This window comes from Massilia sp. WG5, from assembly GCF_001412595.2.
GTDB lineage: Bacteria > Pseudomonadota > Gammaproteobacteria > Burkholderiales > Burkholderiaceae_D > Telluria.
The window spans coordinates 326897-346372 of the sequence record NZ_CP012640.2; the positions used below are offsets into that span (position 1 = coordinate 326897).

General features: G+C 66.3%; 13 protein-coding genes. 8 read left to right on the top strand and 5 right to left on the bottom strand.

Annotation, left to right across the window (positions count from 1 at the left end; translation table 11 throughout):
- Positions 1-118: 118 nt before the first annotated feature.
- Positions 119-1507: a tetratricopeptide repeat protein gene (locus tag AM586_RS29155; protein WP_047825048.1), complete on the top strand. Its 1389-nt coding sequence runs from the start codon at positions 119-121 to the stop codon at positions 1505-1507.
- A gap of 103 nt (positions 1508-1610) precedes the next feature.
- Positions 1611-3809: a prolyl oligopeptidase family protein gene (locus AM586_RS01470; protein WP_082439591.1), complete on the top strand. Its 2199-nt coding sequence runs from the start codon at positions 1611-1613 to the stop codon at positions 3807-3809.
- Positions 3810-3825: 16 nt separating this feature from the next.
- On the opposite strand, the gene AM586_RS01475 is transcribed toward AM586_RS01470, so the two are convergent.
- Together AM586_RS01475 and AM586_RS01480 are read right to left on the bottom strand one after the other, a co-directional pair.
- Positions 3826-6126 carry a bifunctional diguanylate cyclase/phosphodiesterase gene (locus AM586_RS01475; RefSeq protein ID WP_047825049.1) on the bottom strand — a complete coding sequence of 767 codons (2301 nt, stop codon included), beginning with the start codon at positions 6124-6126 and terminating at the stop codon, positions 3826-3828.
- A gap of 128 nt (positions 6127-6254) precedes the next feature.
- The gene (locus tag AM586_RS01480) at positions 6255-6851 is read right to left on the bottom strand and encodes a helix-turn-helix domain-containing protein (protein WP_047825050.1); all 597 of its coding nucleotides are present in this window, start codon (positions 6849-6851) and stop codon (positions 6255-6257) included.
- 136 nt (positions 6852-6987) lie between these two features.
- Here AM586_RS01480 and kbl point away from each other — a divergent pair, with 136 nt between their 5' ends.
- The 6 genes from kbl to moaD all read left to right on the top strand — a co-directional run bounded on the left by kbl (position 6988) and on the right by moaD (position 13826).
- The gene (kbl, locus tag AM586_RS01485) at positions 6988-8190 is read left to right on the top strand and encodes a glycine C-acetyltransferase (RefSeq protein WP_109370406.1); all 1203 of its coding nucleotides are present in this window, start codon (positions 6988-6990) and stop codon (positions 8188-8190) included.
- Between the two features lie 28 nt (positions 8191-8218).
- On the top strand, positions 8219-9175 hold the full coding sequence (locus AM586_RS01490; RefSeq protein ID WP_197416442.1) for an NAD-dependent epimerase/dehydratase family protein: 957 nt from the start codon (positions 8219-8221) through the stop codon (positions 9173-9175).
- Between the two features lie 108 nt (positions 9176-9283).
- On the top strand, positions 9284-10690 hold the full coding sequence (locus AM586_RS01495) for an L-serine ammonia-lyase (RefSeq protein ID WP_047825053.1): 1407 nt from the start codon (positions 9284-9286) through the stop codon (positions 10688-10690).
- 101 nt (positions 10691-10791) lie between these two features.
- On the top strand, positions 10792-12273 hold the full coding sequence (thrC, locus tag AM586_RS01500) for a threonine synthase (RefSeq protein WP_047825054.1): 1482 nt from the start codon (positions 10792-10794) through the stop codon (positions 12271-12273).
- Complete coding sequence (glp, locus tag AM586_RS01505) at positions 12270-13553, top strand: gephyrin-like molybdotransferase Glp (RefSeq protein ID WP_047825055.1); 1284 nt, start codon at positions 12270-12272, stop codon at positions 13551-13553. The genes thrC and glp overlap by 4 nt, the downstream gene beginning before the upstream one ends.
- A 15-nt stretch (positions 13554-13568) precedes the next feature.
- The gene (moaD, locus tag AM586_RS01510; protein ID WP_047825056.1) at positions 13569-13826 is read left to right on the top strand and encodes a molybdopterin converting factor subunit 1; all 258 of its coding nucleotides are present in this window, start codon (positions 13569-13571) and stop codon (positions 13824-13826) included.
- Positions 13827-13858: 32 nt separating this feature from the next.
- Here the strand turns inward: moaD and dctP are convergent, their stop codons facing one another.
- The 3 genes from dctP to AM586_RS01525 form a co-directional block, all read right to left on the bottom strand.
- A complete protein-coding gene (gene dctP / locus AM586_RS01515) occupies positions 13859-14878 on the bottom strand; it encodes a TRAP transporter substrate-binding protein DctP (RefSeq protein WP_047825057.1) in 1020 nt (339 codons plus the stop codon).
- A gap of 286 nt (positions 14879-15164) precedes the next feature.
- Complete coding sequence (locus AM586_RS01520) at positions 15165-16547, bottom strand: M28 family peptidase (RefSeq protein WP_047825058.1); 1383 nt, start codon at positions 16545-16547, stop codon at positions 15165-15167.
- Between the two features lie 61 nt (positions 16548-16608).
- Positions 16609-19407: a TonB-dependent receptor gene (locus tag AM586_RS01525; protein WP_047825059.1), complete on the bottom strand. Its 2799-nt coding sequence runs from the start codon at positions 19405-19407 to the stop codon at positions 16609-16611.
- Between the last annotated feature and the right edge of the window lie 69 nt (positions 19408-19476).

The window sequence follows — 19476 nt, forward strand, 5'->3', positions numbered from 1 at the left end:
GCCATCTGCCACAGATCAAGCCCGTCAGATTCCTCCTAGTTAAACTTTTGGCAATTCTTGCGGCGCCGCCATGGTGTTTCGCCGCGATTTTCTTGCCTGTTTTACATCTGGAGCGAGCATGCAGCACTCTGATTTGTCGCCGGAGAATACCGTGCTGGCCTGGTTCGCCCGCGCTGCCGAGCGGGGCGATCCCTATGCGCAATTCAACCTCGGCCTGATCTACAAGGACGGCCACGGGGTGGCGCGCGACGACGGCCGCGCCGTCGAGTGGCTGCGCCGCGCCGCCGAGCAAGGCCTGGCCTTCGCCCAGAACCACCTGGGGTCGATGTTCTACCAGGGCCGCGGCGTGGCGCAGTCCGATGCCCAGGCGGTACGCTGGTTCGCGCTGGCGGCCGAGCAGGGCGATCCATCGGCCCAGCAGAACCTCGGCGACATGCTGCGCGGCGGGCGCGGCCTGGCGCGCAGCCCCGAACAGGCGCTGGTGTGGTACCAGCGCGCCGCCGCCCAGAACCTGCCCAGCGCCCAGCACGTGCTCGGCGAATGCTATCTGCACGGCGAAGGCGCGCCGGTCAACTATCCGCTGGCCGCGGCCTGGCTGCGCAAGGCGGCGCTCGGCAAGCATGCGCCGGCCGAGGTGGCGCTCGGGCTGATGCTGCGCCGCGGCCAGGGCATGGCGCCCAACGATACCGAGGCCGTCTACTGGTTCCGGCGCGCAGCCGGTCGCGGCGATCCGGCCGCGCAGCGCCTGCTGGGACTGTGCTACCTCGAAGGCGTGGGCGTCGCACGCGACGCCAGAGCGGCGCTGCCATGGCTGCACTGCGCCGCGCGCCAGGGCGATGCCGAAGCCCAGTTCAGCCTGGGCCTGCTGCTGGCCAGCGGCCGCGGCGGCGTGCGCGACGAGGCCGCCGCATTGACCTGGAGCACGCGCGCCGCCAAGCAGGGCCATATGCTGGCCCAGTACAAGCTCGGGAATATGTACGCGCACGGCCGCGGCGTGGCGGCCGACGTGCGCCAGGCCTTTTACTGGTACCGCCAGGCCGCCGGCCAGGGCGCCGCGAACGCCCAGTTCACGCTGGGCGTGATGTACGCGAACGGGCAGGGCGTGCACCGCGATGAAGCCACCGCCGTCGAGTGGTACCGCCGCGCCGCCGAGCAGGGCGACGCCAGCGCCCAGAACAACCTCGGCGTGATGTACGCGACCGGGCAGGGCGTCGCGCAGGACGATGCCGAGGCCGTGCGCTGGTACGCGCTGGCCGCCGAGCAGGGACATGCGCTGGCCCAGTACAACCTGGGCGGCATGTACAACAGCGGCCGCGGCGTCGCGCGCGACAGTGTGCGCTCGTACATGTGGATGCTGCTGGCGGCCGATGCCGGCGACCCGGCGGCCAGCGCCAACAAGGCCATCGTCGCGCGCCGCCTGTCGGCCCGCGAGATCGAGGATGCGGAGGGCCTCAGCCGCCAGTGGCGCGCCGGCGCCCGGGAGCGCGAGGAGCGGCGCGCCGCCTGAGTCGTGAAGCTGCCGGAAGGATATTTGTCGATTGGACAATTCGCGCTATCATGCCCAACAGCATCAGCCCCTTCCGTCAACGACATCGACAACGATAACAAGCATGCATATGAGACACGCCACCCTTGCCGCCGCCCTCGCCGCCGCCTTTCTCGCGTCCGCGGCCGCGCCGGCCGTCGCCGCGCCACAAGCCTGCGCCGCCGGCACGCCGCTGAACTATCCCGTCGCGAAGAAGGTCGACCAGACCGACGATTACCACGGCACCAGGGTTGCCGACCCCTACCGCTGGCTGGAAGACGCCAACAGCGCCGAGACCAAGGCCTGGGTCGACGCCGAGAACAAGCTCACCCAATCCTATCTGGCGCAGATCCCGCAGCGCGAAGCGATCCGCCAGCGCCTGACCGAGCTGTGGAATTACGAGCGCTACAGCGTGCCCTTCAAGGAGGGCGGCCGCTACTTCTTCAGCCGCAACGACGGCCTGCAGAACCAGTCGGTGCTGTACACCATGAAGTCGCTGACGGACACGCCGCGCCTGCTGCTCGATCCCAACACCCTGGCGGCGGACGGCACCGTGGCCCTGGCCGGCCTAGCGGTCAGCCCGGACGGCAAGCTGCTGGCCTACTCGACCGCGGCTTCGGGTTCGGACTGGAACGAGATCCGCGTGCGCGACGTCGACACCGGCAAGGATCTCGATGACCACATCCAGTGGGTGAAGTTCTCCAGCACCGCCTGGACCCGCGACGGCAAGGGCTTCTTCTACAGCCGCTACGACGAGCCGAAGGAAGCGACCAAGCTGGCCGACGTCAACTATTTCCAGAAGCTCTACTACCACAAGCTGGGCACGCCGCAAGCGGCGGACGTGCTGGTCTACGACCGCCCGGACGAGAAGGAATGGGGCTTCGGCGCCACCACCACCGACGACGGCCGCTACCTGCTGATCCACGCCACCAAGGGCACGGCGCACAAATACCGCATCTTCTACAAGGACTTGAGCAAGCCGGCCAGCCCCGTGGTGCCGCTGATCGACAACTTCGACGCGGCCTATGACTTCATCGACAACGTCGGCCCGGTGTTCTACTTCGTTACCGACCGCAAGGCCTCGCGCCAGCGCATCGTCGCCATCGACATCCGCAAGCCGCAGGAAGCCAACTGGTCCACGATCGTGCCGGAAAGCCGGCAGACCCTGCAGTCGGCGCACCTGATCAACGGACAGCTGGTGGCCGAGTACCTGGCCGATGCCCGCAGCGTGGTCAAGCTGACCGACCTGAAGGGCAAGGCGCTGCGCGAGATCGCGCTGCCGGGCATCGGCTCGGTCGGCGGCTTCGCGGGCAAGCGCGGCGACACCGAGACCTTCTATTCCTTCACCGGCTTCACCACCCCGACCACGATCTACCGCGTCGACATGAAGAGCGGCGCCTCGACGGTATTCCGCAAGCCGGAGGTGAAGTTCAACCCGGCCGACTACGAGACCCGCCAGCAGTTCTACACCAGCCGCGACGGCACCAGGGTCCCGATGTTCATCACGTCGAAGAAGGGCCTGAAGCTGGACGGCAACAACCCGACCTATCTGTACGGCTACGGCGGCTTCAACATCTCGATGACCCCGGGCTTCTCGCCGGCCAACCTGGCCTGGATGGAGATGGGCGGCGTCTACGTGGTCGCCAACCTGCGCGGCGGCGGCGAGTACGGCGAAGCCTGGCACGAGGCCGGCACCAAACTGAAGAAGCAGAACGTGTTCGACGACTTCATCGGCGCCGCCGAATGGCTGGTGAACAACAAGGTGACCTCGCCGGCCAAGCTGGCGATCGGCGGCGGCAGCAACGGCGGCCTGCTGGTGGGCGCGGCGATGACCCAGCGCCCGGAACTGTTCGCTGCGGCGATTCCGATGGTGGGCGTGATGGACATGCTGCGCTTCCACAAGTTCACGATCGGCTGGGCCTGGACCTCGGACTACGGTTCATCGGAAAATCCGGACGAGTTCAAGGCCCTGGCGAAATACTCGCCGCTGCACAACCTGAAACCGGGCACCTGCTATCCGGCCACCATGATCACCACGGCCGACCACGACGACCGCGTGGTGCCGGCGCATAGCTTCAAGTTCGCCGCCACCGCCCAGGCCGACCAGGCCGGCGGCAATCCGATCATCATCCGCATCGACACCAAGGCCGGGCACGGCGCGGGCAAGCCGACCAGCAAGCAGATCGAGGAGGTGGCGGACCGCTGGGGCTTCCTGAGCAGGGCCTTGAAGATGGATGAGGCGCCGGTAGCCTCGGCGTCCGCGCCGATGGGCGCAGCGGACTGAGCGTCGCCGCGCCGGCTCAGGCTGCCAGCTCCACCCGTCCGTTCAGCTCATTCATCAGTCGATCGAGCGGCATCGGGCGGGAGAACAGGAAGCCCTGCATGCAGGGCTGCCCGTTCCCGGCCAGGAATGCGGCCTGCTCGGTGTTCTCGATTCCCTCCGCCACCACGCGCAGCCCCAGGTGGCCGGCCATGGCCATGACCGATTGCACGATCGCCGTGCCGTTGATGTCGTGCGGCATGTCGCGAACCAGGCTCTTGTCGATCTTCAACTCGTACAGGGGCATTTTCTTCAGGTAAGCCAGGTTCGAATAGCCGGTCCCGAAGTCGTCGATCGAGAAACGGATGCCGATAGCGGCCAGTGTGCGCATGCGCTCGATAGTCTGGTCGATATCATCGATCAGCAGCCCCTCCGTTACTTCGAAGATCAGTTGTTCCGGCGGCGCGCCGGTGTCGGCAAGGATGGCGCGAACCCGCTCGACGAAGTCCGGCTGGCGGAATTGCACCGGGCTGACGTTGATCGACAGCGGCATCTGGTGGCCGGCCCGTTCCAGCGCCAGCCACGCCTCGCAGGCCTGGCGCAGGACCCAATGTCCGAGCGGTACGATCAGGCCGCTGGCCTCCGCGACCGGAATGAAGATATCAGGCCGTATCATGCTGCCGTCGGCGCGCTGCCAGCGCATCAGGAGCTCGGCGCCTGCAGGCGCACCGGCATGGTCGACCTGCAGTTGCAGATGCATCGCCAGTTCGCCGTTCTCCAGGGCGAGCGCAAGATCCTGCTCCAGAATGAGTTTTTCCTGGGCGTCGAGCAGCATGGCCTCGGCGAACAGTGCGACGCCATCCCGGCCACCTGCCTTGGCATGGTACATCGCAGTGTCCGCTTCGTGCAGCAGGACGTGCGCCGTCGCCGGGGTGCGTAGCGGCAGCGCGACCCCGATGCTTGCTGCGATGTGGAAGGCCTGGCCGTCGATGTCCAGCGGCGCGGCCAGTGCGACGCGGATTTTTTCGGCGACCGCCAGCGCGTCGCGCGTCGCGGCATCGTCATCGTGCCCGAGTCCGTCGATCAGGACCACGAATTCGTCGCCGCCAATGCGAGCCACGGTATCGCGATTGCGTACTGTGCTGGACAGGCGCGTGGCGGCATGCTTGAGGAGCGCGTCGCCAGTCGCATGGCCACCGGCGTCGTTGACATTCTTGAAATTGTCGAGGTCCAGGTAGAGTACCGCGCTCAGGCCGAGCCCGGCATTGGTCTGCGTGACGATCGCATCAAGGCGCTCCATCAGGAGCCGCCGGTTGGCGAGCCCGGTCAGCACGTCATAGTAGGCAAGGCGGTGGATCGCGTCGGCCGCGACACGCCGCTCCGTGATGTCGCGCCCGACCACGACCCAATGGCTGGCGCGCTGGCCGGCGCGCGCGAACGGCACCATCTCGATCTCGACCCAGAAGGATTCGCCGGACTTCGTGCAACTCATCAATTCGGCGTTGCACGGCTGGCCGTCCAGCATGGCGTCGAAGATGCGGGCGACCACCGCCGGGTCGTTCTCGGGCGCCTGCAATACGCGCAGGCCACGTCCGATGATTTCGCCGGGCACATAGCCTGTGCGGCGCAGGAAGGCGTCGTTGACGAAGGTGATCGGCTGGCTCACATCCTGGCCTTCCACCGCCTGGGCAATCAGCACCATGTCGTTCAGGTGGGATAGTGCCGCTGCCGTGAGTTCCAGTTCGCTGTTCAATTCGTGCAGGGTGACCTGGTTGGCCTCGAGCGAGCCGGCGAAGCTGCGCGCGTCCGCGAGACTGAGCGACAGGCCCTTGATCAATCTGGCGCAGGTGAGGGTCAGCATGACGCCGACACTCGTGTAGTTGAGGGCCGCGACCAGGGATGCTTTGAGCGGCTCGTCCTGCCAACCGGGTACGCTGAGGGCAATATGACCGGTGGCGCCCATGCCGATCAAGGAGGCGGCGCCAAGCGCGACGGCAATCATGGCCGGGCGCAGGCTCAGGAGCAGCGCCGCAATGACGGGCGGCCCAAGCAGGTAGCTCATGCTGGCGGCGCCGATCGACAGCATCAGCGTGACCGAAAGCGCATAGACCACCGCCAGGAAGTGCACCACGCGCACATTGTAAGACAGGCGGTCGAGGCGCCAGACCGCAAAGATCCAGAGTAGGGCAATCGTGTCGGCAAGCGCGACCTGCCACATGCCTTGGTGGATCAGGAAAGGAATGATGGGAACGGTAGCGAGCGTGCCGACCGCGAGCACCATCGAAAGCAGGGACGAAAAAATACGTTCGCGCCAGCCGGCGATATCGTTGACTTTGACCATGGGTGCTCCAGTGGGAAACACTGGGCTGCCCCCTGCGTCTCAGTTAGTTTCTATATGGAATCATATATTGCAACTGGTTAACTGTCACGCGGTTTTACAATTTATTTGACGATATTGACGGCTCTTGCTCAGCGGTGCACCACCACCATCAGCGCCTTCGCTTCGAGCTTGCCGACGTTCCTGATCGTGTGCGCCACATCCGCCGGATAGCGCGCCGTGGCGCCGTGCTTGACGCGTTTCTTTTCCGGCCCGACTTCCAGTTCGAGGGCCCCGGTCAGCACGGTCAGGTGCTCGCTGGTGCCCGGGTCGTGCGGCTGGGAGGCCAGCTCGCCGCCCGGGGCCAGCGTCAGTTCATACCATTCGTACTTGCCGGCCAGGTCCATGGGTCCGAGGATGCGCAGCGAGTAGCCGGCGTGGGAACCCGGCAGGGTGGGGATCTCGTGGGCGTCGACCACGCGGATCACGTCGCTGCTGCGCACTTCCGAGGACAGCAGTTCGCCGATCTGCACGCCCAGCGCATTCGCCAGGCGCCAGGTGATGGCGATGGTCGGATTCGCCTTCTCGCGCTCGATCTGCGACAGCATCGACTTGGAGACGCCGGCGATGCGCGACAGGTCCTCGAGCGTCAGGCCGCGCGCCAGGCGCAGGCGCTGCAGGGTGGCGCCGACTTCGGGCGGGGCGCCGACGGGGGCGGCGGGGGCGAGGGCTGTTACGACTTTATTCATCTGACTTGTCAACTGCGATGGTCGCGGGTAATATCCACTATATTGAATTTTTGTTCGAGATAGCGAACTCGGTTCACTACATCGAACGGACAAACGGTACAACATCCGCCAACAAATGACAAGGACGAGGAAGACAATGAGCGACCAGGCATTCTATAGCGCCCTCCAGGCCAAACTCGACACGCTCCAGACCGAGGGCCTGTTCAAGCCCGAACGCGTGCTCGCGTCGCGCCAGGGAGCCGAAGTGGTCGCCGCGGACGGCCGCACGCTGATCAATATGTGCGCCAACAACTACCTCGGCCTGTCCGGCGATCCGGAAACCCAGAAGGCGGCCGAAGCCGCGCTGGAAAAATACGGCTACGGGCTGTCCTCGGTGCGTTTCATCTGCGGCACCCAGACCGTGCACAAGGAGCTGGAGCAGAAGCTGTCGGAATTCCTCGGCACCGAAGACACCATCCTCTACGCCGCCGCTTTCGACGCCAACGGCGGCGTGTTCGAGCCGCTGTTCGACGAGAACGACGCGATCATCTCGGACGCCCTGAACCACGCCTCGATCATCGACGGCATCCGGCTGTGCAAGGCCGCGCGCTACCGCTACGCCAACAACGACATGGCCGACCTGGAGAAGCAGTTGATCGCGGCGACCGAAGCGGGCAAGCGCCACAAGATCATCGTCACCGACGGCGCCTTCTCGATGGACGGCACCATCGCCCAGCTGGACAGGATCGTCGAGCTGGCGGAGAAGTACGGCGCCCTGACCATGATCGACGAGTCGCACGCCTCCGGCTTCATGGGCAAGACCGGCCGCGGCACCCACGAGCATTTCAACGTCATGGGCAAGATCGACATCATCACCGGCACCCTGGGCAAGGCCCTGGGCGGCGCGATGGGCGGCTTCACCTCGGGCCGCAAGGAAGTCATCGAGACCCTGCGCCAGAAGTCGCGCCCCTACCTGTTCTCGAACAGCCTGGCGCCGATGATCGCCGGCGCTTCGCTGGCCGTGCTGGACCGCATCAGCAAGTCCACCGAGCTGCGCGACCGCCTGCACGAGAACACGGCCTACTTCCGCAAGGAGATCGAGCGCATCGGCTTCACCATCAAGCCGGGCACCCACCCGGTGGTGCCGGTGATGCTGTTCGACGCGCCGGTGGCGCAGAAATTCGCGGCCCGCATGTTCGAACTGGGCGTGCTGCTGTCGGGCTTCTTCTACCCGGTGGTGCCGATGGGCCAGGCGCGCGTGCGGGTCCAGCTGTCGGCGGCGCACACCCGCGAACAGCTCGACACCGTGCTGAAAGCCTTCGAACAAGCCGGCCGCGAGCTGGGCCTGATCAAGAACTGAGCAAGAATAACCAATCGGGATCTCAAGAATGGAACGCATCCTCATCATCGGCGCCAACGGCCAGATCGGCAGTGAACTCGTGAGCGCGCTCGCGCAGAAGCACGGCGCGGCCAACGTCATCGCTTCGGACATCGGCACAGACAACATCTACGGCGCCGAGCGCTACACCCGCCTGGACGTGATGGACCGCGAGGCCGTGGCCCGCATCATCGCCGACGAAGGGGTCACCCAGGTCTACCAGCTGGCCGCGCTGCTGTCGGCGACCGGCGAGAAGGCGCCGCTGAAGGCATGGTCCCTGAACATGGACGGCCTGCTGAACATCCTCGAGATCGCCCGCGAACGCGGCGAAGCGGGCAAGCCGCTAAAGGTGTTCTGGCCTTCCTCGATCGCCGCCTTCGGCCCCAACACCCCTGCCGAGAACACCCCGCAGTACACGGTGATGGACCCGACCTCGATCTACGGCATCAGCAAGCTGGCCGGCGAGCGCCTGTGCGAGTACTACCACGCGAAGTACGGCGTCGACGTGCGCAGCATCCGCTACCCGGGCATCATCAGCTTCAAGTCGCCTCCGGGCGGCGGCACCACCGACTACGCGATCGCCATCTTCCACGCGGCGCTGAAGGGCGAGACCTACGAGTGCTTCCTGGGCCCGGAAACCACGCTGCCGATGATCTACATGCCGGATGCGATCCGCGCCACCATCGAGCTGATGGAAGCGCCGACCGATGCGGTCGCGATCCGCTCCTCGTACAACGTGGCCGGCGTCTCCTTCAACCCGCGCGAACTGGCCGCCGCCATCCAGGCCAGGTTGCCGGGCTTCGAGATCGCCTACAAGCCGGACAGCCGCCAGCAGATCGCCGATTCCTGGCCGAAGAGCCTCGACGATGGGCGTGCGAGCGCCGACTGGGGCTGGAAGGCGCGCATCGGGGTCGAGGAGATGGTCGATTCGATGCTGGAAAACGTCGACGTCGGCCAGACCGCCTGAATTTCCACGGCCATTCCCGCTTCCGCGGGAATGAGGTTTCGATGCCGCGGACTTGGCGCTGTCCCACCAAGCCCATAAATAATAAAGAAGTTCTTCAGGAGACAGCTCATGGACATGAGCGTATTTGACTTATTCAAGATCGGCATCGGTCCCTCCAGTTCGCATACGGTCGGCCCGATGGTCGCCGCGCGGCGCTTCCTGCAGGATTACGTGCAGGAGGCCGGCAGCCTGATGGATGTGGCCGGGGTCGAAGCCCATCTGTATGGCTCGCTGGCCCTGACCGGCGTCGGCCACGCGACCGACAAGGCCGTGATCCTCGGCCTGATGGGCGAGACCCCGCAGGATGTCGATCCGGACAGCGTCGAGGACAAACTGGCCGAGGCGGAACTGGACGGCGTGCTGAAGCTGCTCGGCGCCAGGGAGGTGCCGTTCTCGCAAAAGGCGAACCTCGTCTGGCACAAGCAGTCGACCCTGCCCGAGCACCCGAACGGCATGCGCTTCGTGCTCAAGCTGCGCGACGGCAGCCTCATCGAGCGCGTCTATTATTCGATCGGCGGCGGCTTCATCACCGCGGCCGGAGAGTCACAGGCGAACCTCCAGGCGCCGAAGGAAAGCGCGTCCGCGCCGATCCCGTATCCCTTCGATACCATGCGCGAGCTGCTCGAGCACGGCAAGCGCGACGGCATGAGCATCCCCGCGATGCTGCGCGCGAACGAGCTGGCGCGCATGAGCGAGCAGGAGCTGGACGCGGGCCTGGACCGGATCTGGCAGGTGATGCGCGACTGTATCGCGCATGGCATGGTCACCGAGGGCCAGCTGCCGGGCGGCCTGAACGTCAAGCGCCGCGCGGCCAAGCTGTGGCGCCAGGAGCAGGAGGCGCGCTGCGCCACCAACCACCTGCCGCACGACGCCGTGAACCAGGTCAGCCTGTATGCGATGGCGGTCAACGAAGAGAACGCGGCCGGCGGCCGGGTCGTCACCGCGCCGACGAATGGCGCGGCCGGCATCATTCCCGCGGTGCTGCGCTACTACGCCGAGGACTGCCGCCCGACCAATGCGCAGCGCGGCATCCGCGAATTCCTGTTGACCTCCGCCGCGATCGGCATGCTGTGCAAGAAGAACGCGTCGATCTCGGGCGCCGAGATCGGCTGCCAGGGCGAAGTCGGCGTGGCCTGCGCGATGGCGGCGGCAGGGCTGGTGGCGGCCCTCGGCGGCAGCAACGAGCAGATCGAGAACGCGGCGGAGATCGGCATCGAGCACCACCTGGGCATGACCTGCGACCCGATCGGCGGCCTGGTGCAGATCCCCTGCATCGAGCGCAACGGCATGGGCGCGATCAAGGCCATCACCGCGACCTCGCTGGCGCTGAAGGGCGACGGCACCCACTTCGTCAGCCTCGACGAAGTCATCGAAACCATGCGCCAGACCGGCTACGACATGCAGGCCAAGTACAAGGAAACCTCGCTCGGCGGCCTGGCGATCCACGTGGTGACGGTCAACCACGCGGCCTGCTGACAACGCGGTGGCCATACAAAATTCGGCAAAAGGGGCAAGTTTCCGGCAGGCGCACTATAATAAATAGTCAACGCCTGCCAACTTTCGATCCTGCTCACCGTATGCACTATGTCTCCACCCGCGCGACCAGCGCGTCCGCTTCCCGCAATCCCCAACGATTTTCCGACATCCTGCTGGGCGGCCTCGCGCCGGACGGTGGGCTGTACCTGCCCGAACAGTACCCGCAGGTGACCGGCGCCGAGCTCGACGCCTGGCGCTCGCTCTCCTATGCCGAGCTGGCCTTCGAGATCCTGCGCAAGTTTGCGACGGACATCCCGGAAGCCGACCTGAAGGCCCTGACCGCCAGGACCTACACGGCCGAGGTCTACCGCAACGCCCGCGCCGACGAATCCGCCGCCGAGATCACGCCGCTGCGCGTGCTGGAGCAGGGCGCGGACAAGACCCTGATCCTGCAGGGCCTGTCGAACGGCCCGACCCTGGCCTTCAAGGACATGGCGATGCAGCTGCTCGGGAACCTGTTCGAATACGCGCTGGCGAAGAACAGCGACGAGCTGAACATCTTCGGCGCCACCTCCGGCGACACCGGCAGCGCGGCCGAGTATGCGATGCGCGGCAAGCGTGGCGTCCGCGTCTTCATGCTGTCGCCGCACAAGAAGATGAGCGCCTTCCAGACCGCGCAGATGTTCAGCCTGCAGGACCCGAACATCTTCAACATCGCCATCGAAGGCGTGTTCGACGATGCCCAGGACATGGTCAAGGCGGTGTCGAACGACCTCGAATTCAAGGCCCGCCACAAGATCGGCACGGTCAACTCGATCAACTGGGCGCGCGTCGTCGCGCAGGTGGTCTACTACTTCCGCGGCTACCTGAAGGCGACCAGCTCGAACGGGCAGAAGGTCTCGTTCACGGTCCCGTCCGGGAACTTCGGCAATATCTGCGCCGGCCACATCGCCCGCATGATGGGCCTGCCGATCGCGAAGCTGGTGGTGGCGACCAACGAGAACAATGTGCTGGACGAGTTCTTCCGCACCGGCGTCTACCGCGTGCGCAAGCCGTCCGAGACCTTCCACACCAGCAGCCCGTCGATGGACATCTCGAAGGCCTCGAACTTCGAACGCTTCGTCTACGAACTGGTGGGCCGCGACGCCGAACGCACGCATGCGCTGTTCCGCAAGGTCGACACGCACGGCGGCTTCGACCTGTCCGGCGGCGCGGGCAGCGACGGCGACGAGTTCAAGCTCGTCGGCCAGTACGGCTTCCAGTCCGGCAGCTCGAACCATGAAGACCGCCTGGCGACCATCCGTGAAGTCTTCGACGACTACGGCATCACCATCGACACCCACACCGCCGACGGCATCAAGGTCGCGCGCGAGCACCTCGAGCCGGGCGTGCCGATGATCGTGCTGGAGACGGCGCTGGCGGCCAAGTTCAACGAGACCATCCTGGAAGCCCTCGGCAGCGATGCCGCGCGTCCGGCGGGCTTCGAGAACATCGAGGCGCTGCCGCAGCGCTTCGTCGTCATGAAGCCGGATGTGGCGCAGATGAAGGCCTACATCGCCGAGCACACGGGACTCGGAAAATGAGTGCTCCGAACGCCGCGCCGCTGCGCAAGCCATTGATGCCCGTGCGCGAAGCCCTCGACTTCCTGCTGGCGGCCGCCCGTCCGGTGGCCGAGGTCGAGCTGGTGGACACGCTGGACGCCAACGGCCGCGTGCTGGCCGGGGACCAGGCATCGAAGCTGGACGTGCCGGGCGCCGACAACACCCAGATGGACGGCTACGCGGTGCGCGCGGCCGACTGCGCCGGCGGCGCGGCCAGCCTGAAGGTGACGCAGCGGATCCCGGCCGGCAGCGTCGGCACCTTTCTCGCGCCCGGCACCGCCGCGCGCATCTTCACCGGCGCCCTGATCCCGGAAGGCGCGGATGCGGTGGTGATGCAGGAGCAGTGCGAGCTGGATGGCGACGTCGTCACCGTGAAGCACGCGCCGCAGCCGGGCGAATGGATCCGCCGCGCGGGCGAGGACGTGCGCGCCGGCGCCGTCATCCTGCCGGCCGGCACCCGCCTGCGCAGCCAGGAGCTGGGACTGGCCGCATCCGTCGGCCTGGCGCAGCTGCCGGTGCGCCGACGCCTGCGCGTGGCCGTGTTCTTCACCGGCGACGAACTGGCGATGCCGGGCGAGCCGCTCAAGCCCGGCGCGATCTACAACTCGAACCGCTTCCTGCTGCGCGGGCTGCTGGAGAACCTGGGCTGCGAGTTCACCGACTACGGCATCGTGCCGGATTCGCTGCAGGCCACCCGCGACACCCTGCGCGCGGCGGCGGCGGGGCACGACCTGATCATCACCTCGGGCGGCGTCTCGGTCGGCGAGGAAGACCATATCAAGCCGGCGGTGGAGGCGGAAGGGCGGCTGAACATGTGGCAGATCGCCGTCAAGCCGGGCAAGCCGCTGGCCTTCGGCGAGGTGCGACGGGCTGCAAACGGAGCTAGCGGACAGGATTGCGTAAGCAGCGCCACTGGCGCTGCTTACTTCCTCGGCCTGCCCGGCAATCCGGTGTCGAGCTTCGTGACCTTCCTGCTGTTCGTGCGGCCTTTCCTGCTGCGCCTGCAGGGCGTGAGCGGCGACGTGCATCCGCGCGCCATCCCCATGCGCGCCGATTTCGACTGGCCGAAGGCGGACCGCCGCAACGAATTCCTGCGCGCCCGCATCAACGAGCAGGGCGGCCTCGAACTGTTCCCGAACCAGGGCTCGGGCGTGCTGACCTCGACCGTGTGGGCCGACGGCCTGATCGACTGCCCGCCGGGCCAGGCGATTGCACGCGGCGATACGGTGCGCTTCATTCCGTTCGCATTTTTACAGCATTGAGTTTTACGGATTCACATGAATATCAATCTGCGATTCTTTGCCAGCGTGCGTGAAGCGGTCGGCACGGCCGGCGAGACGGTTTCTCTGCCCGAAGGCGTGACGACGGTCGGCGCGGTGCGCGGCTTCCTGATCGCCCGCGGCGGCGCCTGGGCGGAAGCCCTCGGCCGCGAGCGCGCGCTGCGCATGGCCTTCAATCATGTGATGTGCGAGCCGGAGACGGCGATCCGCGAGGGTGGGGAAGTGGCGTTCTTTCCGCCGGTGACGGGGGGCTGAGGCAGGGTGGGCTTCCTGTGCCCACCCTGCATTCAGGCGAGTGTTTTCTCCGCCAGCGCCAGCAGCTTCGCGCAATTTTCGTTACGCGACCCGTAATCCTTCCACGCCGTGGCGCGCGCCACGTCCTGCCACTTGCGCAGGGAATCGCTGGTGAGGTCGACCGAGCGGCCGCCCTTGCCCTGGAACAGGGCCGCCACCGCCGCGTCGTCCATCTGCGCCGACCTGCGCGCGAAGGCTTCGAGTTCGGCGCCGACCGCCAGCAGGGTCGCCTGCTGGTCGCGCGGCAGGCGGTCGAAGGCGGTCTTCGAGATCAGCAGCGGCTCCAGCATGAACCAGTAGGCGCCGCCGCGTGCAGTGGTCACGTATTTCGAGACTTCATCCAGGCGGAAGGAAATCAGCGAGGAGGAGGAGGTCATGGCCGCATCCAGCGTGCCTTTCTCCAGCGCGCCGCGGATCTCGTTCGAGGGCATGTCGACCACGTTGGCGCCCGCTTCACGCAGGAGCATGTCCATCTCGTGCGAGCCGCCGCGCACCTTCAGGCCGGCCGCGTCCTCCGGATCGACGATCGGCTTGCCGCGCGAGGCGACCCCGCCGGCCTGCCAGATCCAGCTCAGGATCACGATGCCGCGGTCGGCCAGCATGCGCTTGAATTCCTGGCCGATCTCGGCGTCCTTCCAGGAGTAACCCTGCTCGTAAGAGGTGACCAGGCCCGGCAGCAGGCCGATGTTCACTTCCGGCAGGGTGGCGCCGGCATAGGTGAGCGGCACCAGCGACATGTCGAGCTGGCCCTTGGCCAGGGCCGGAATCTGCGCCTCGCTCTTCATGAGCGTGGAATGCGGATAGATCGAGAACTTGACGCGTCCTTTGGTGCGGCGTTCGGTCTCGGAGGCGAACATGCGGCACAGGCGGTCGCGGAAATCGCCTTCTGCAACGCTGCCGCCAGGGAATTGATGGGAGATCTTGAGATTCGTGGGCTGGGCCCATGCTGCCTGAAGCCAGAGCGGGCTGGTCGCGATCGCGCCCAGCAATGTCCTACGCGTCATTGCCGACATTTACATCCTCCAAGAATGTGAAACGGACTACCGGACTACGTCGTTTTATATTGTTGTGCGTATAAGAATATGCTCAGCAGCACGTAAGTCAAGAAAATTGTTGTGTGCCTGGTAAATAAAAAATGCTGCACCGCATAGTAAAAAAGTACGATGCGGCACGAGTATTACCCATGTGTTTGCAGGATTCGTTGAGCTGGCGCTGTAGAGCGCGTAAAGAGGGCGCCGCAAAAAGAAAACGCCGCGGCATGCTGCGCCGCGGCGTAGGTTTTGTCCTGCCAGGAAACGCTCAGCGCATCGGCAGCGGATAAGTCGCCGGACTGACGTTGCCGTCCTTGTCCACCGCCTGCACGCCGTACAGGACGTTATCCTTGGACATGTCGATGCGCGCGCTGGTCACGTTGCCGACGAAGCGCGAACCCTGCCACAGCGGCGAGGTCGTTTCGCGCCAGACGATGCGGTAGCCGGCCAGGTCGGGTTCGGCATTCGCCTTCCACACCAGGTCGGTGCCGTTGTCGAGGGCGGCGGTCCTGACCTTGACCTCCTGCGGCGCGGCCGGGGCCAGCGCCAGCGAGGCCAGCGAGGCGGCGTTCACGCGCGCCACCTGGGCGACATAGGCGGGGTCGACGAACTCCGGATAGTCGCCGATCTTCACGCCGTTCTCGGTGCGCAGGTCCTGGTGCTGGTGCTTGAAGTCCTCGTTCGGTTCGGTGAAGCGCACGGCCGCGTAGCCGGCGTCCAGGAAGGGGCTGTGGTCGCCGCCGCGCAGGTAGCGGTCGCGCCGGTAGATGATGTCGACCTTGAAGCCGGGCACGTAGCGCTCGCCGGTTTCCTTCACGTGGCGGGCCAGCTGGCGGGTGATCGAATCGTTCTCGCCGCCGGTGACCAGCAGGGTGCGCAGCTCGGGCGACGGAGCTTCCTTCAGCGGCGGCACGCCTTCGGCGAACAGGCGCACGTGGGAGTTGTCCAGCTTGCCGTGTTCATCGTGCGAGCTGCCGATGATGTCGTTGTTCAGCATGCCCGCGATATTCAGCTTGTTCGCCTTGGCCTTCCTGGCGAAGTCGCCCGAGCCGTACAGGCCCTGCTCCTCGGCGGCCACGGTCATGAAGACCAGGGTCGCGTCGAACTTGTGCTTCGCCATCACGCAGGCCAGCTCGATCACCGCCGCGGTGCCGGAGGCGTCGTCGTTGGCGCCGGGCGCGTCGGCGGTGGCGTTCATCACGTCGGTGACGCGCGAATCGTAATGGCCGCTGACCACGTACAGGCGGTCCTTCGAGGCCGCCTGCGTGCCCGGCAGGGTCGCGACCACGTTGACGATCTCGGTCGGGCGGTCGATGCGGCCGTCGACCGGGTGCATATGGCCGTCGAAGCGGACCTCGAGGCGGCCGGCGCCGCAGCGCTCCATCTCGGACTTGATCCAGCGCCGCGCGGCGCCGATGCCGCGCGTGTCGGAGCTGGTGTCCGACATCGTGTGGCGGGTGCCGAAGCTCACCAGTTTATTGACGTAGGCCTGGATGCGCTGGGGCGAGATCTCCTTGACGATGGCGTCGATCTCGGCCTGGCGGGACGGCAGCGGACGGTCGGCCACACTGTCGGCGGCTTGCGCCGCAGTTTGTACATATGCGGCGGCTGCGAGCAGCATCGCCACGGAGAGCTTGGTCAGACGAGGCATAAAACTCCTTGAGAAAACAAAAACGGCGCGGCCGCCATCTGGCCGCGCCGGAGAGCATATATCACTTCCAGCTGTAAGTCGCGCTTGCGTAGACGTAGCGGCCGCGCGGGTCGGCGTAGCTGACGTCATACCCGCCCAGGAAGTTCGAGGTCAGGTTGGTGTACGGCGGGTCGCGGTCGAACAGGTTCTTCACGCCCAGCGCCAGGCGGGTCGACTTGAAGCCGTTGTAGCCGAGCTGTAGGTCGTAGGTCTGGTAAGGGACGACCTTGCGCACGGGCGTGCCGGCCGGCGCGCGGTTGGCGGCGGCGTCGGTATAACCCTTCTGGTAGTTCTGCGACAGCGTGGTCTCGAAAGCCCCGGTGAGCCAGGTGGCGCTCGCGTTGTGCTTCCAGCGCAGTACCACGCCGCCGGCCGCGTTCTGGGCCTGGTCCAGCGAGCTGGTGTAGCTCAGGTCTGGTTGCTGCACGTCGTACTTGCCCAGATAGGTGCCGGAGATGCGGAAGTTGACGCGGTTGGCGGCGTCCAGGCGCAATGTGTAGCGGCCGTCGATGTCGACGCCCGCCACCTTGGTGCGGAACAGGTTGGCCGCGGTCTGCAGGATGCCGGTAATCGGGCCGACACCGCTGGCATTGCCGTCCGGGGCGCCGCGCAGGATGTACTGGGCGTATTGCGTGGCGCGCTGGGCATTGGCCAGGAAGTAGGTCGACGGCACGCCGCCGGGCACGATCGCATCCTTCAGCTGCAAGGTGAATGCGTCCAGGCTCAAGGACAGGTCGCGGGTCGGCTCGAACATGATGCCGGCCGTGTAGGAGACCGATTTCTCGGGCTTCAGGTTCGGGTTGCCGCCGGTGACGGTGGTGAACTGGAAATTGCAGTCGTTCGGCGCGCCGGTCTTGATGTCCGGGCAGCGGATCGGGTCGCGGGTGCCGTTGGCGGTGACGCTGGTGGCCTGCGGCGTGTACAGGTCGGTCAGCGAAGGGGCGCGGAAGCCGGTGCCGGCCGCCGCGCGCACCAGCCAGGCGCTGCTCGGCTGCCAGCGCAGCGAGGCCTTCGGATTGACGGTGGAGCCGACGCCCTGGTAGTGGTCGTAGCGCACGGCGACGTCGCCGTCCAGCGTCTTGACGATCGGGATGCTGGCTTCCGCATAGGCCGAGCCGACATTGCGCTGGCCGGCCACCGGGAAGGCGTTGCCGCCCAGGCCCGCGATGTCGCCGGTCTGGATCGCCACCGAGGGGTTGTACTCGAACTTCTCGCGGCGCAGCTCGGCGCCCACCGCCACCGCCAGCATGCCGGCCGGCAGCTGCAACAGTTCGCGCGAGGCCTTGGCGTCGACCGAGGTGGCCGAGGTCTTGGTGGCGTAGCTGGTGCCGCGGAACTCGGCGCCGCGCACCGCGTCGATCGCCGCCGCATCCTGGGTGTCGCCGAAGGGGTTGATCACCCCGCTGTTCAAGATCGGCAGCACTTTCGAGTACTGGGCGTATCCGCTCAGAAGGTTTTCCTTGACCTTGCTCTGGCTGAACAGGAAGGCCGAATCGACATCCCAGCCGGCCACGGTCCCGCGGGCGCCCACCAGGAAGCGCGCGTTCTCGGCGATGTCCTCGGTGTTGCGCACGCCGTTGGCGACGTCGCGGTAGTTCAGCAGGAGAGGCAGGCCGGTGAGGCCGTTGGCGGCCGCGAAGTCCTTCGGATAATACGGGCTGCTTGGCACCAGCACGAAACCGCCGATGCCGTAGTTGTACTTGGCGACCCCGGGGTATTGCGCCATCAGCGCCTTGAACTGCGGAACGTAGGGATTGGTGGCGGTGGTGATCGCGTTGTACGCCATCGGCACGGCCTGGGTCTGCGAGACGAATTCGTTGTGCGTCAGGCTGCCCTCGAAATAGGCTTCGGCATCGTCGGACAGCCGCTTGCGGCCGTTCAGCATCAGGCTGGCGCGGCGCGCATCGGGCTGCAGCGACACCGAGGGGCTGTTGTCGAAGCTGCAGCGGGTCGGCGCATAGGGCGACACCACCGAGACCGGACCGCAGTTCGGCAGCATCGGATTCTTCAGCACGCCGCTGCCGTACAGTGAGACATTGGCCGGGAAGGCGATCGACGACAGGTAGTCGTTGTAGTGGGCCACGTCCAGCCGGCGCGCGAAGGCGCGCTCGTAGCCGTAGATCGCGTCGGTCGTCTGCAGGTTCAGGCCGGCGGTGATGTTGTAGCCGTCGGCGGCGAAGTCGCCGATCCCGCCGAGCAGCGAGGCCTTGGTGTCCTTGCCCGAGCTGCCCTTGGTCGGCTGGCCGAAGGAGCCGGAGATCTCGACGCCCTTGTAGTCGCGGCGCAGGATGAAATTGACCACGCCGGCGATCGCATCGCTGCCGTAGATCGCCGAGGCGCCGTCCTTCAGCACCTCGACGCGCTCGATGGCCGCCAGCGGAATGCTGTTGATGTCCACCGAGGAGCCGGCCGCACCGGCCGAGCCGCCGCCATACACCGCCATGCGGCGGCCGTTCACCAGCACCAGCGTGCGTGCGCCGCCCAGGCCGCGCAGCGAGACGGTGGCGATGTTGCCGCCGCCATAGCCCGAGGCGTTCGCCACCGTGGTCGAGCTGCCGGCGCTGCTCAGGGAACTGAGTTGCTTGACCAGCTCCTCGGTCGAAGAGGCGCCGATGCGCTCGATTTCGGCGCGTTTGAGCACCTGCACCGGCAGCGCGGTCTCGCCTTCGATGCGCTTGATGGAGGAGCCGGTGACGACGACGCGGTTCTTGCTGGCGTCGGCTGCCTGTTCCTGGGCGTGGACGGGGCTCCAGAAGGCGGGCGCGAGGGCGGCGCCGATCAGGAGGACGGAGGGCTTGAGACGCAGGGTGGAACGGATCATACGGGTACGGCTCCTTTGCTTGGGATGCTGCGCGTTGTATTTATGTGGTCGACATAAAATTATATGGGT

Coding starts and splice junctions, on each gene's coding strand:
- AM586_RS29155 (WP_047825048.1), top strand. CDS start 119: ATGCAGCACTCTGATTTGTCGCCGGAGAATACCGTGCTGGCCTGGTTC.
- AM586_RS01470 (WP_082439591.1), top strand. CDS start 1,611: ATGCATATGAGACACGCCACCCTTGCCGCCGCCCTCGCCGCCGCCTTT.
- AM586_RS01475 (WP_047825049.1), bottom strand. CDS start 6,126: ATGGTCAAAGTCAACGATATCGCCGGCTGGCGCGAACGTATTTTTTCG.
- AM586_RS01480 (WP_047825050.1), bottom strand. CDS start 6,851: ATGAATAAAGTCGTAACAGCCCTCGCCCCCGCCGCCCCCGTCGGCGCC.
- kbl (WP_109370406.1), top strand. CDS start 6,988: ATGAGCGACCAGGCATTCTATAGCGCCCTCCAGGCCAAACTCGACACG.
- AM586_RS01490 (WP_197416442.1), top strand. CDS start 8,219: ATGGAACGCATCCTCATCATCGGCGCCAACGGCCAGATCGGCAGTGAA.
- AM586_RS01495 (WP_047825053.1), top strand. CDS start 9,284: ATGGACATGAGCGTATTTGACTTATTCAAGATCGGCATCGGTCCCTCC.
- thrC (WP_047825054.1), top strand. CDS start 10,792: ATGCACTATGTCTCCACCCGCGCGACCAGCGCGTCCGCTTCCCGCAAT.
- glp (WP_047825055.1), top strand. CDS start 12,270: ATGAGTGCTCCGAACGCCGCGCCGCTGCGCAAGCCATTGATGCCCGTG.
- moaD (WP_047825056.1), top strand. CDS start 13,569: ATGAATATCAATCTGCGATTCTTTGCCAGCGTGCGTGAAGCGGTCGGC.
- dctP (WP_047825057.1), bottom strand. CDS start 14,878: ATGTCGGCAATGACGCGTAGGACATTGCTGGGCGCGATCGCGACCAGC.
- AM586_RS01520 (WP_047825058.1), bottom strand. CDS start 16,547: ATGCCTCGTCTGACCAAGCTCTCCGTGGCGATGCTGCTCGCAGCCGCC.
- AM586_RS01525 (WP_047825059.1), bottom strand. CDS start 19,407: ATGATCCGTTCCACCCTGCGTCTCAAGCCCTCCGTCCTCCTGATCGGC.